General features: G+C 72.7%; 8 protein-coding genes and 1 riboswitch. Of the genes, 3 read left to right on the top strand and 5 right to left on the bottom strand.

Features of this window, described 5'->3' with window-relative positions; genetic code table 11:
• Positions 1-66: 66 nt before the first annotated feature.
• The 3 genes from M8542_RS03860 to M8542_RS03850 all read right to left on the bottom strand — a co-directional run bounded on the left by M8542_RS03860 (position 67) and on the right by M8542_RS03850 (position 3,849).
• Positions 67-2,640: an AAA family ATPase gene (locus M8542_RS03860; protein ID WP_257918590.1), complete on the bottom strand. Its 2,574-nt coding sequence runs from the start codon at positions 2,638-2,640 to the stop codon at positions 67-69.
• Between the two features lie 184 nt (positions 2,641-2,824).
• Entirely contained in the window at positions 2,825-3,418 is a 594-nt protein-coding gene (locus M8542_RS03855) for a hypothetical protein (protein ID WP_257918589.1), read from the bottom strand.
• Positions 3,418-3,849, bottom strand: a complete 432-nt coding sequence (locus tag M8542_RS03850; RefSeq protein ID WP_257918588.1) for an LppU/SCO3897 family protein — start codon at positions 3,847-3,849, stop codon at positions 3,418-3,420. The genes M8542_RS03855 and M8542_RS03850 overlap by 1 nt, the downstream gene beginning before the upstream one ends.
• A gap of 142 nt (positions 3,850-3,991) precedes the next feature.
• Here M8542_RS03850 and M8542_RS03845 point away from each other — a divergent pair, with 142 nt between their 5' ends.
• Complete coding sequence (locus tag M8542_RS03845; RefSeq protein WP_257918587.1) at positions 3,992-5,392, top strand: PI-PLC domain-containing protein; 1,401 nt, start codon at positions 3,992-3,994, stop codon at positions 5,390-5,392.
• A 1-nt stretch (position 5,393) separates the two neighbouring features.
• Here M8542_RS03845 and M8542_RS03840 read toward each other — a convergent pair whose 3' ends face one another.
• The gene (locus M8542_RS03840) at positions 5,394-7,274 is read right to left on the bottom strand and encodes a hypothetical protein (protein WP_257918586.1); all 1,881 of its coding nucleotides are present in this window, start codon (positions 7,272-7,274) and stop codon (positions 5,394-5,396) included.
• A 198-nt stretch (positions 7,275-7,472) separates the two neighbouring features.
• Between M8542_RS03840 and M8542_RS03835 the strand changes: the two genes are divergently transcribed.
• Positions 7,473-8,633, top strand: a complete 1,161-nt coding sequence (locus M8542_RS03835; RefSeq protein ID WP_257918585.1) for an FAD-dependent monooxygenase — start codon at positions 7,473-7,475, stop codon at positions 8,631-8,633.
• Here the strand turns inward: M8542_RS03835 and metH are convergent.
• A complete protein-coding gene (gene metH, locus M8542_RS03830) occupies positions 8,615-12,247 on the bottom strand; it encodes a methionine synthase (protein ID WP_257918584.1) in 3,633 nt (1,210 codons plus the stop codon). The genes M8542_RS03835 and metH overlap by 19 nt on opposite strands.
• Before the next feature lie 14 nt (positions 12,248-12,261).
• Positions 12,262-12,339: riboswitch (S-adenosyl-L-homocysteine riboswitch) on the bottom strand.
• 153 nt (positions 12,340-12,492) lie between these two features.
• On the opposite strand from metH, the gene M8542_RS03825 reads away from it, so the two are divergent.
• Positions 12,493-13,353, top strand: coding sequence for an LLM class F420-dependent oxidoreductase (locus M8542_RS03825; protein WP_257918583.1), 861 nt, complete (start codon positions 12,493-12,495; stop codon positions 13,351-13,353).
• The last annotated feature ends 6 nt before the right edge of the window (positions 13,354-13,359 follow it).

The raw sequence follows: 13,359 nt of genomic DNA, 5'->3' as shown, positions 1-13,359 counted from the left end.
CCGCGGGCCGCCCGGGTCATGAGTAGCGGGGTACTCGGCTTACCGCCCCGAACCGAGACGATCTACCTATGGGCCGTCTCCGGGACTACTCCCCGACACGAGCGGACCTACCACCGAAGCCAGTTCACGCCGCCCGGAAATACCCAGCTTCGCGTAGACGCCGTGCAGCACGTTGTCGACCGTCCGCACCGACACCACCAGCCGGTCCGCCACCGCCCGGCTCGTCAGCCCCGTCGCCACCAGACGCGCGATCTCCAGCTCCCGCACCGTCAGGTCGAGTGGGGTGTCCAGCAACGCCAGCGCCGGCGTCGCGGCGTCCTCACAGGACGCGAGCCACGCCCGGGCCCGCTGCGCCGACGTCGCCGCGCTGCCGTTGAGGCCCGCCGCCCGGTGGGCTCGGGAGGCCTGGGCTGCCGCTTCCGCCGCCAGCAGCCGCGCGCCCAGGTCGGCGAACGACGACGCGACGGCGTCCAGTGCGTCGGCGTCCGTGGCGGCCAGCGCCCGCGCGTGCGCGGCGTACAGCTCGGCCAGCGGTCCACCTTCGAAACCGGGATCCGGGGAGGCGACGCCGAAGCGCACCAGGTCGTGGCGGATCTCGGCGGCGACCGCGAGCCGGCCGGCCGCTTCCGCGGCGGCGGCCGCCGAGGCGGCCAGGGACGCCGCCCGGGACAGCTCGCCGCGGGCCGCCGCCACCCACGCGCCGTCCCAGTCACCCGACGGCTCGGTGACGCGGCCGCTCATCGCCGTCGCCCGGACCAGGGCCGCGGCGACCGCGGGCCGGAACTCGTACGGCTGGTCGTGCGCGTCCGCGGCCAACGCCTCCCGCAGCCAGCGGACCGCGCCCCGGACGTTGCCGTACGCCAGCGCGACCGTCCCGAGCGACGCCGCCGCGCCGGCCACCGCCGGGCCCCAGCGGTCCCGGACGGCGTCCCGGTAGTCGTCCCCGGCCCGGTCCTCTGCCTCCTCCAGCCGGCCCGCCCGGCACAGCGCGACGATCCGCGCGTGTTCCAGCCGGACCCGCGCCCCGGGCGCCGAACCGTCGGCGATCCGCGACGCGATCGCCAGCCCCTCCTCGACGACGCCGAGGCACGCCTCCGTCCGCCCGGACGAAGCCAGCGCCCCGGCCGCGACGACCAGCGCCGCCAGCCGCAGCGCGTCACCGCGCCGGTTGCGGTCCAGCACCGGCCCGAGCAGTTCGAGCGCTTCGCGGGACGCTCCCGCCGCCGCGCGCAACGCCGCCCGCGCGGTCACGAGGTCGTCCTGTGGTCCCGACACCGCCGTCTCCGCGGTGTCCAGCACCGCGTCGGCGTCGGCGAACCGGTCCAGGCCGAACGCCAGGTTCCGCGCCCGCGTCGCCGCGACACGGGCGTGCTGCGCGTCCGACACCGTCTCGCCCGCGAGCTCGGCCAGCAGCGCGTCGGCGTCGGCGGGCCGGCCGCCCGCGACGCGGACCTGGGCCAGCAGGAACTTCGCCCCGAACCCGCCGCTGAGCCGGACCGCCTCCGCGGCCAGCTGCTCGGCCTGCGGGAAGTCCTTGCGCAGCAACGTCTCGGCGGCGGCCCGGACCAGCTGCGGATCGGTCGGCAACCCGGCCGCCAGCCGCCAGCGCACCAGCCGCGGCTTGTCCTCGGCGCGGCGTGCGCCGGTGAGGTCCAGGGTCTGGGCGAGGATCCGGTAGGTGTCGCGCTGGCGCAGCGGGGACGTCCGGCGCCGGATCACCTCGGCGTAGAGCGGGTGCGCGAGCCGGACGTCGAGCCGCCGCCCGGTGCGTTCGGACACCACCAGCCCGGCCTGCTCCATCGAGGCCAGGACGCGCCCGGCGCCGAGGCGCACCAGCGGCTCGCTGCCCAGCGGCTCCCCGAAGGCCAGCAGCTCCAGCAGCCGCCGCTCGTCGGCGTCGACCCGGTCGGTGCGGGTCTCGATCAGCTCGACCAGGCGCGGGGTGGCGGTGAGCGTGCCGCTCCAGCGCCACACGCCGTCCGCGCCCGAGAGCGATCCGCTGTCGAGCCCGCCCTGCACCAGCTCGCGCAGAAACAGCGGATTGCCCAGGGTCAGGTGCCAGAGCCGGTGCTCGGCGCCGTCGTCGAGCCGGCCGCCGAGGGCCGCGGTGATCAGCTCGGTGGTCTGCGGCCGGGTGAGCTCGCGGACGTCCAGCCGTTCGGCGACGCGGTCCTTCCACATCGCGAACACCGGGTCGGGCACGCTCACCCCGTGCGGCGCGATGACGATCACGAACGCCGACGCGGTCGCGGCCAGCTGGTGCACCAGGGTCGCGGACAGGTCGTCGAGCAGGTGCGCGTCGTCGACGCACAGCACCAGCCGCCGGCCCTCCGCGCCGCGGGTCAGGTGGCCGGCCACCTGGTTGAGCCGGTGGGCGCGGTCGGCCGTGCCGTCCGCGCTGCCGGGCAGGAGGTGGGCGAAGGCGCCGAACGGGATCGTCGAGGCCGACGACATCGCGCGCACCCAGTGCGTGCGCGCGCCGCCGTCGGCCAGCTCGGCCAGCAGCACCTTGGCCAGCCGCGTCTTGCCGGCGCCGGCCCGGCCGGTCAGCAGCAGCCCGCACACCTCCGCGTCGGCCAGCGCCCGGCGCGCGAACGCCAGGTCCTGTTCGCGGCCGACCAGCGGCCAGTCGTTCGCCACACCCACTGCCTCCCCTGCCCCCTGCTCACCCGTTCATCGGATAATGACCACGCCGGACCCGGCCGAGTACCGAATCCGCGCCGCGATTTGGCATAAATCGCCAAACGGTCCGGCGAATGCGACACAACGGACAGTCGATCTCCGATTCCGTGAGCATTTTCCGGTCCTTCCGCGGAAATCGTGATCAATGGCTTCCCGGTGATTCTTTTTCGCGGCCGACCATCATTCCGGCGACCCGCGGCAGGACGACGGCGTTCCAGCCGGCCATGCCGGTGGCCAAGGCCGGCTCCGGGCCGCCGGTCCACACGCGGACCTGCCCGGCGTGCAGGTCCGCGCCGAGCACCGCGGCCCACGGCACCTTCGGCGCGCACCACCGCCGCAGGCCCTCGGCGTCGGCGACGATCCGCGGGTGCCGGCCGAACCGCGCGGTGGCGCCGGCGGTGATCGTGTCGACCGCGGCCCGCGCGATCCGCGGACAGGCCGCGGCTTCCACCAGTTCGACCAGCCGGCGCCAGGTCTCGCGTGCCTCTTCGAGCTCGCTGCCGCGGCGGAAGGCGTCGAACACGAACCGGCTGCGCACCGGGCCGCGGGCCAGGCCCAGCGCGTAGCTGGCCTGGTGCGCCCGGGCCGCCGCGTGGTAGGCGACCCGGTCCACCTCGGCCAGCCGGAAGACCCGGTCACCGATCACGATCACGTCGCCCGCCGCGGCGAGCGTGCGCCCGCCGCTGGAGACCCGCAGCTCGCCGGAGCCGGTGAACGAGAACTTCCGCGCGGCCACTACTTGCCGGTCTTCGCCAGGCAGAGCACGACGCCGGTCTGCCCTTCCTTGCCCTCCCAGAACACCGAATCCGCGTCCGGATATCCGTTGCAGGCGCTGACCTGGGCTTCGATCTGCGTTTTGTCCTCGACCCGCCCGACGACCTTCAGGGTCGCGTTCGCCGCCCCGCAGTCGACGATCTTCACGTAGTTCTCGCCGCTTTCGGTGACGCAGTTCCCGACTTGGGCGTTCTCGCCGTTGTCCCGGCTCAGCGCCCAGACCAGGGCGAGGATCCCGGCCACGACGATCAGGAACACGGTGAGCACGATCTTCTGGCGCCGTTTCCCCTTCTTCGGCGCGGCGGCCGGGGGCTGGGCCGGGCCGGGCGGCCCGGCCCGCGGCGGCACCGGCCGGGCCGGATCGGGGTACTGGGGTCCTCCTGCGTAGGTCACGGTGGTTCCTCCCTCGACGTCCTGCTGTCCCTTCCTTGGCGTTCCACGGCCGTTCCACGACGTTCCACCCGGAATTCGAGACAGCGAAGGCTCCGGGCGGCCAGGATGATCGGCGGCCCGTTCCCGACGTGAGGACCCGAGGATGACCCGTCTGCCCGCACTGGCCGTCTCAGCGCTCACCACCGCCGCGCTGCTCACCGGCGGGACGGCCGAGGCCGCGAGCCCGCCGTTCACCGGCTCGGTCTTCCGCGCCACGCACAACAGCTATTCGGGCGACGTCGACGGCGCCAAGAAGTCGCTCTCCTACCAGCTCGACCACGGCGTCCGGTTCATCGAGCTGGACGTGCACGACAACGGGTACGCGACGAACCACGACTACGGCGTCGGGCACGACTCCCCCGGCAACGCGGTCGACCACAGCGGCGGCAACCCGGCGTCGAACAACCTGCGCGACTGGCTGTCGGTGGTGAACACCTGGTCCGCGGCGCACCCCTCGGCCGCGCCGATCGTCGTCATGCTCGACCTGAAGGACGACCTGACCGACAACGCGAACTTCGCGGCCGGCAACCTGACCGCGGTCAACCAGGAGCTGGAGTCGGTGTTCGGCACCCGGCTGCTGCGCGCGCAGGACTACCCGGCGGGCTCGCCGACCGTGGACGCGCTGCGCGGGCGCGTGCTGCCCCTGCTCTCCGGCGACGGCGGCAGCCGCAGCGAGTACAAGCGCGACGTCGGCGCCCACCCGGCCGTCGCGCTCAACGGCCGCGGCCAGCTCGTCGAGGTGCACGACTCCGGCGGCGGCGCGCTCTGGTACTGGACCGGGACCTACGGCGCCGACGGCCGGATCACCTGGCTCCGGCACGGGAAGTACGACAGCGGGCAGACGCCGGCGGTCGCCCTGAACGACAACGGCGACCTCGTCGAGGTGCACCAGTCGCAGAGCGCCACCACGCTCTGGTCGCACGTCGGCAAGCTCGGCGCGGACGGCGAGATCACCTGGCAGGCCAGCAAGCAGTACGACAACGGCGTGCTGCCGACGGTCGCCTTCACCGACGGCACGCACCTGCGCGAGATCCACAAGAGCCAGAGCAACGCTCAGAACTGGGCGTGGACCGGCACGCTGTCGGCCACCGCGGTCTCGTGGACCGGCAACGCGAAGACATCGGACGCGCGCTTCGCCAAGGACACCGCCACGAACGGCGCCCGGCGCGTGAAGGTGTGGACGGGCGCGGACGGCCCGACGCCGTCGAACACGCTGCGCGCGGACACCGCGAGCCTCACCGGCGACCGGATCCGCTACCGGCAGGTGGCCTTCGACGAGTTCCAGCAGGGCGACAGCGCGGAACTGCAGCAGGGCGCGCTGTTCTACGGGGCGCCCGCGACGCAGTCCGCGTTCATCACCGCCGCGCGGCAGTCGGGCAAGCTGGTGCGGGGCTGGGACTTCGACTCCGCGAGCGAGGCGACCAGCCCGCTCGCGAACTACCCGGCGACGAACCACCCGTACGACGCCTGGTACCAGAACCTGCTGTCCGGCGCGGTCGAGTGACTCAGGGCTGGTAGCTGCAGCGGGCACCGGTGTGGACGCCGTCGCGCAGGACGTCGCCGATCACCGCGTCGGCGGCCGCGATCCGGGTCAGCGCACGGCGGATCGCCTTGCCGACGGCGATCCGCGCCTTCTCCTCCGCGCCCGCGAACTCGCGGACGCGGCCGGCGAGTCCCGCGGCGGCCGACAGCTCGCCGAGCAGCCAGTCGCGTTCGGTGCGGACCTTCTCCGCCCGGCCGGTGTCGTGGTTGGCCTCGTGCTCGTCGAGCTCGGCCTCGAGGTTCGCGAGCCAGCGCCGGTAGTGGCTGGTCGCGGCCGGGTCGAGCACCGGCTGCGCGGACGTCGCCTCGGCGAGGACCCCGTGCGCCAGCTCGACGGCCGTCAGCTCGTGGCCCGGGTTGTCCAGCAGCGTCGCGAGGTAGCCCATTCCGACGCTGTGCTCGACCACCGCGGACCGCCCGTCCAGGGCGAAGCGCCAGTGGCTGCCCTCGCGACGGCACGTCACGCGGCGGTCCTCGACGCGGGCGGCGAAGGCGGGCAGCACCATCCCGAGCTGCTCGGCCTCGCGCGTCGCCGCGGCCAGCTCACGCCCGGCTTCGGCCGAAGCGGGGCCCAAGGCCTGCGCGAGCCGGGCCCGCGAAAGCGCCGCGGCCGGCCAGTGGGCCAGCGCGAGGTTGTCGCGCACGGCCGCCCGGAAGTGCTCGGTGGCGCGGCCGGTCTCGCCCGCGGTCAGCATGGCCACGCCCAGCGCGTGCTGCACCGAGCCGAAGCACGCGACGCCGAGACTGGCCGTCATCGGCAGCCGCGCGAACGGCGTCAGCAGGGCGTACGCGGCGAGCGCCGAGTCGACGTCGGAGAGCAGGTAGGCCGTCTCGACGATCCCGTACATCGACACGAGCCAGCTGCTCGAGCGCGGCAGCAGCGCCAGGTCCCGGCCACGCAGCCGGGCGAGCGCGCCGGCGGCCTCGCGCTCGTCGCCGGCCGCCGCGGCGGCCACGGCCAGCCCCGCGATCAGCGCGTTGTCCACCGCGCTGAGCGTCGGTGAATGGACCGTCTCGCGCAGCACCGGCAGCAGCTCCGCGACCCGGCCCTGGTACCAGCGGATCGCCCCGAGCTGGGCGGTGTACCAGCCCGTCGCGTCGGCGTCCCCGGCCTGCTCGCCCCGCCGCGCGCAGGCCGCCGCGCGTGCTTCGGCGTCGTCGAAGCGGCCGGCGCGGACGGTGAGCATGACGTCGATCGCGTCCAGCACGAACCCGACCGCGAGGTGGTCGCGTTCGGCCAGCAGGCCGCGCAGGTCGGCCAGCCCGCGCTGGGCGTGCGGGTCGCCGTCGAGGAAGTGGTCGACCGTGCGCCAGAGCAGGCCCATCAGCAGGTCACTGCGCCGCCCGGTGCGGAAGCCTTCGGTGATCAGCTCCTGCGCGAGCGCGCGCCGCTGGCCGCCGTGGTCGGGGCCGAGCAGGCAGTGGTGGGCGAGGCTGGCGGCCTCGGCCCAGGCGACCGGGTCGCCCGCGCGCTTGGCCTCTTCCAGGACCGCCAGGATCGCCTGGCTCTCCCCCGCGACGTAGTCGGCCTCGCCCGCGAGCCGGGCCTTGAGCCGCAGGGCCGGCGACGATCCCGGGTCGACGGCCTCGCGTGCGCTGCGCAACCGCGCTTGCAGCAAGGCCGCCGCGGGCGCGCTGCGGTGCTCGTGGACCCACAGCCCGCCCATGCCCAGCGCGGCGCGCGCCATCGCGATGCCGTCGCCTTCGGCCTCGGCCAACCGGTAGGCCCGGTCGAACCACTCGCGGCCGGCACGCAGGTCGCCGTCGGCCTCGAGCGCGCGCTCCCCGTTGCGCAGCAGCTCACCGAGCGCGGTGGCCGCCGGGCGCGTTTCGCTCTCCAGCATCCCCGCCCCCTCTCCCCCGGCAAATGGTGCCCGCGTGACCGGGCGCGGTCAATGTCGGAAAACCGGCCGTGACCAGGGTTTCCGGCCAGGGATTTTCCGCCGTCACCGACCGCGCGCGGTCCACTCGCGACAGTCGCTGACGGCGGCCGTCAGCGCTTCGCCAGGGATCGGTAAGCGCCGGTCGCGAAGCTTCACGGCATGAAGAACCTCAAGGTCCTGATCTCCGGCGCCAGCATCGCCGGCCCCGCCCTCGCCCTCTGGCTCGCCCGGTACGGCTGCACCGTCACCGTCGTCGAGCGCCACCCCGGCGTCCGTCCCGGCGGCCAGGCCGTCGACTTCAAGGGCACCACCCACCGGAAGGTGCTCGAGCGCATGGGCATCCTCGACGAGGTGATCCGCCGCCAGACCGGCGGGACCGACCAGACCATCATCGACGCCGAGGGCCGGGCGCAGGCGGTGATCCCCGGCGAGTTCACCGGCGGGGACATCGAGATCCGCCGCGGCGACCTGGCCGACCTCCTGTACGAACGCACCGCCGAGAACTGCGAGTACCTCTTCGGTGACACGATCACGTCGCTGACCGAGACGCCCGACGGCGTCGACGTCACGTTCGCCAACGCCCGGCCGCGCCGGTTCGACCTCGTCGTCGGCGCCGACGGCATCCACTCGAACGTCCGGCGGCTGGCCTTCGGCCCCGAGGCCGACTACGTCAACTTCCTCGGCCACTACTACGCACTGGCCGAGCTCGGCGAGCAGGTCGCCGAGGGCCAGGACGCCGTCATGTACAACGAGCCCGGCCGCATGGTCGCGGTCGGCGGCCCGAAAGCGTCGGGTTTCTTCGTCTTCGCCTCACCGGAGCTGGACTACGACCGCACTGACACCGACACACAGCGGAAGCTGCTGGCCGCCGCTTACCGCGACGCCGGCTGGCGGGTGCCCGAGCTGATCGAGAAGCTCCCCGACGCCCGCGAGTTCTACCTCGACTCGCTCGCCCGCGTCACCATCGACCACTACTCCCGCGGCCGCGTCGTGCTGCTCGGCGACGCCGCCTACGGCAACACCCTCGGTGGCTTCGGCACCGGCCTGGCCGTCGTCGGCGCGTACGTGCTCGCCGGCGAGCTGCTGGCCGCGAACGGGGACCACCGCCTCGCCTTCGCCCGCTACGAAGAGCAGTTCCGCGGCTACGCGAAGATCTCCCAGCGCGGCAGCGCGGGCCCGTTCCTCGCGCCGCCGTCCCGCCTGCGGATCAAGCTGCGGGACTGGACGTTCAAGTCCCGCTTCCTGCTCGGCATGATGCTCAAGGCGACCGACAAGTTCGCCACGGACATCGAGCTGAAGGACTACGCCTCGGGTTCGTAGGCGAGGTTCGGCCGCAGCCACTGCTCGACCTCGGCCCGCTCGACGCCCTTGCGCCGCGCGTAGTCCTCGATCTGGTCGCGGCCGAGGCGCCCGACGGTGAAGTAGCGGGAGTCCGGGTGCGCGAAGATCAGCCCGGACACGGCGGCCGCCGGCGTCATCGCGTACGACTCGGTCAGCGCCATCCCCAGCTCGTCGGACGCCAGCAGCTCGAACAGCTCGCGCTTCTGGCTGTGGTCGGGGCTGGCCGGGTAGCCCAGCGCCGGGCGGATGCCGCGGAAGCGTTCCGCGTGCAGATCTTCCAGCAGCGGCTCGGCGTCCGGCTCGAACCAGTCGCGGCGGGCCTTGAGGTGGATGTGCTCGGCGAAGGCCTCGGCGAGCCGGTCGGCCAGCGCCTTGACCATGATCGCCCGGTAGTCGTCGTGCTCGGCCTCGTACTTCCCGGCCAGTGCTTCGGCGCCGTGGATCGCCACCGCGAAGCCGCCGAGGTGATCGCCCACCGGGGCGATGTAGTCGGCCAGGCAGCGGTTCGCGCGGTCCAGCGGCTTCGCCGTCTGCTGCCGCAGCATCGGGAAGGCGACGTGCGCGTAGTCGCCTTCGAGCAGGATGTCGTCGCCATCGCTGTGCGCCGGCCAGAACGCGTACGCGCCCTTCGCGGTGAAGCTGCCGTTCGCGATGATCTCGTCGAGCAGGGTGTTCGCGTCGTCGAACAGCTCGCGGGCGACCGGCTGCTCGAGGATGGCCGGGTACTTGCCCTTGAGCTCCCAGGCGAGGAACAGGAACTGCCAGTCGATCATCTCGCGCAGCTCGGCGATGCTCGGCTCGACGACGCGCCGGCCGGTGAACGCCGGGGTCGGCAGGCCGTCGAAGGACACCTTCTCCGGGTTAGCGCGGGCCTGGGCGAGGGTCAGCATCGGGCTGCGCTGCTTGCTCGCGTGCTGTTCGCGCAGCGTCTCCTGGTCGGCCCGGTTCTTCTCGCCCAGCGCGATCGAGCGGTCCGGGTCCAGCAGGTCGGACACCACGCCGACCACCCGCGACGCGTCGAGCACGTGCACGGTGGTGTTGTCGTAGGCCGGCGCGATCTTGACCGCGGTGTGCTGGCGTGACGTCGTGGCGCCACCGATCAGCAGCGGCAGCTTCAGCCCGCGCCGCTGCATCTCGGCGGCGACGGCGACCATCTCGTCGAGCGACGGCGTGATCAGCCCCGACAGCCCGACCGCGTCGGCGCCTTCGGTGACCGCGGTGTCGAGGATCTTCCCGGCCGGCACCATCACGCCGAGGTCGATCACCTCGTAGTTGTTGCAGCCGAGCACGACCCCGACGATGTTCTTGCCGATGTCGTGGACGTCGCCCTTCACCGTGGCGAGCACGACCTTGCCCTGGCCGCCGCTCGAGGCCAGCCGGCCCTCCTGGCGCGCCTTCTCCTTCTCCTCCTCCATGAAGGGTTCGAGGTAGGCGACGGACCGCTTCATCACGCGGGCGCTCTTGACCACCTGCGGCAGGAACATCTTGCCGGAGCCGAACAGGTCGCCGACGATCTTCATGCCGTCCATCAGCGGACCCTCGATCACGTCGAGGGGCCGCGCCATCTGCTGCCGCGCTTCTTCGGTGTCGTCCTCGATGAAGTCGACGATGCCGTGCACCAGCGCGTGGGACAGCCGCTCCCCGACCGAGCCTTCGCGCCAGGACAGGTCGACGACGCGCTTGGTGCCGCTGCCCTTGACGTTCTCGGCGAAGCTCACCAGCCGGTCGGTCGCGTCTTCGCGGCGGTCGAAGAGCACGTCCTCGACCAGCTCGAGCAGGTCCTTCGGGATGTCCTGGTAGACCGCGAGCTGACCGGCGTTGACGATGCCCATGTCGAGGCCGACCTGCACGGCGTGGAACAGGAACGCCGAGTGCATGGCCTCGCGGACGACGTCGTTGCCGCGGAAGGAGAACGACAGGTTCGAGATGCCGCCGCTGATGTGCACCCCGGGGCAGCGTTCCTTGATCCTCGGCAGCGCTTCGATGAACGCCTTCGCGTAGCCGTTGTGCTCGGCGATGCCGGTGGCGACGGCGAGCACGTTCGGGTCGAAGATGATGTCCTCGCCCGCGAAGCCGGCCTTCTGCGTGAGCAGGTCGTAGGCGCGGGCGCAGATCTCGACCTTGCGGTCGGCGGTGTCGGCCTGGCCTTGCTCGTCGAAGGCCATCACGACGACGCCGGCGCCGTAGTTGCGGATCGTGCGGGCCTGCGCGAGGAAGGGCTCCTCGCCCTCCTTGAGGCTGATCGAGTTGACCACGCCCTTGCCCTGCAGGCAGCGCAGGCCGGCTTCGAGCACGCTCCACTTGGAGCTGTCGACCATCACCGGGATCCGGGCCACCTCGGGCTCGGTGGCGATGAGGTTGAGGAAGGTCGTCATCGCCTCCTCGGACTCCAGCAGGTCGGCGTCCATGTTGACGTCGAGCAGGTTGGCCCCGCCGCGGACCTGCTCCAGCGCGACGTCGACGGCGCCCTGGTGGTCGCCGGACTCGATGAGCCGGCGGAACCGCTTGGAGCCGGTGACGTTGGTGCGCTCGCCGATCATCACGAACCCGGTGTCGGCGCCGATGCCGAACGGCTCGAGCCCGCTGAACCGGGTGTGGGTGCGCGGCGCGGGCACCTCACGGGGAGTGACGCCCTTCGCGGCGGCGGCGATCTTCTCGATGTGCGCCGGGCTGGTGCCGCAGCAGCCGCCGACCAGGTTGACCAGGCCTTCGCGGGCGAACCCGCCGATCAGCCCGGCGGTCTCGTCCGGGGTCTGGTCGTAGCCGCCGAAAGCGTTCGGCAGGCCGGCGTTCGGGTGACAGGCGACGTAGGAATTCGCAATCCGGGAGAGCTCCTCGACGTGCGGGCGCATCTCTTCCGCACCCAGCGAGCAGTTCACGCCGACGACCAGCGGCTTCGCGTGCTCGATCGAGCTCCAGAACGCCTCGACCGTCTGGCCCGAGAGCGTCCGGCCACTCAGGTCGACGATGGTGACGGAGATCCACAGCGGCAGCTGCGGGGCGACGTCCCGCGCGGCGGCGATGGCGGCCTTGCAGTTGAGCGTGTCGAAGATCGTCTCGACCATCAGCAGGTCGACGCCGCCTTCGACGAGGCCGGCGATCTGCTCCGCGTAGGCCGCCTTGACCTGCTCGAACGTGACGGCGCGGTAGGCGGGGTCGTCGACCTTGGGCGACAGGCTGAGGGTGACGTTGAGCGGGCCGATGGACCCGGCGACGAACCGGTCGCCGAACTCGTCGGCGGCCTGGCGGGCGAGCTGCGCGCCGCGGACGTTCATCTCGTGGACGTGGCCCTGCAGCCCGTAGTCGGCCTGGCCGATGCTCGTGGCGGTGAAGGTGTTGGTGGTGGTGATGTCCGCGCCGGCCGCGAGGTACTGGCGGTGGACGTCGAGGATGACGTCGGGGCGGGTGAGGTTGAGCAGGTCGGGGTCGCCGGTGACGTCGTGGGTGTGCTCGCCGAAGCGGTCGCCGCGGTAGTCGGCCGGGGTCAGCCCGGCGCCCTGCAGCATGGTGCCCCAGGCGCCGTCGAGCACCGCGACGCGCTGGTCGAGCAGTGCGCGCAGGCGCTGGGTCGCGTCGGACTCGCTGGGGTTCATCGGCAGCCTCCCTCATCCGGGAGGCGCCCTTGGTCTGATGGATCCGATCGAGCGTGGCGGACCGGCGGTCCGTTGCAGCGCCTCTCGACCTGTGGTCAAGGGTACTGGAAACCGGGCACCCTCCACCATCCCGCCCCGGCGTCCCCTCCCACATTCTGGGACGCCTCTATCCACTGTGGACTGACTACCCGGAGTCACCAGGCGGCGAGCTTGAATACTGAAACACGTTCTAATACGCTCCCGGCGTGGACTACGGAATCGTGCTCTTCACCAGCGACCGCGGCATCACCCCGGCGGCCGCGGCCCGGGCCGCCGAAGAGGCCGGCTTCGCCACCTTCTACGTGCCCGAGCACACCCACATCCCGGTCAAGCGCGAGTCCCCGCACCCGCGGACCGGCGACGCCTCGCTGCCCGACGACCGCTACAGCCGCACGCTCGACCCGTGGGTCGCGCTGGCCACAGCGGCCGCAGTCACCTCGCGGATCCGGCTGTCGACGGCGGTGGCCCTGCCGGTCGAGAGCGACCCGATCACGCTCGCCAAGACGATCGCGAGCCTCGACCACCTCTCCGGCGGCCGGGTCACCCTCGGCACCGGCTTCGGCTGGAACGTCGACGAGCTGACCGACCACGGCGTCCCCGGCAACCGCCGCCGCACCGCGCTGCGCGAGTACCTCGAAGCGATGAGTGCACTGTGGACATCCGAAGAAGCTTCCTACGACGGCGAGTTCGTCTCGTTCGGGCCGAGCTGGGCGTGGCCGAAGCCGGTCCAGGCGCACATCCCGGTGCTGCTCGGCGCGGGCCCGTCGGAGAAGACGTTCCGCTGGATCGCCCGGCACACCGACGGCTGGCTCACGACCCCGGCCGACAGCGACCTCGACGGGCATGTCGCCCTGCTCAAGGAGATCTGGCGGGCCGAGGGCCGCATCGACGTGCCGCGGATCTGCGCACTCGGCGAGCGTCCGGACCCGGAACGGCTGGCCCACCTGGACTCCCTCGGCGTGACCGAGGTGATCTTCGGGCTGCCGGACCGCTCGCCGGAAGAAGTCGAAGCCTGGATCGGGCGGCTGGCGGGGAAAGTCGGCCTCGCCCCGGCAGCCGCCCACTGACCCGCG

Origin of the sequence: Amycolatopsis iheyensis, assembly GCF_024703995.1 — a bacterium.
Taxonomy (GTDB): domain Bacteria; phylum Actinomycetota; class Actinomycetes; order Mycobacteriales; family Pseudonocardiaceae; genus Amycolatopsis; species Amycolatopsis iheyensis.
The sequence above is the reverse complement of the archived record's forward strand: the minus strand, read 5'-3'. Positions and strand labels throughout refer to the sequence as shown.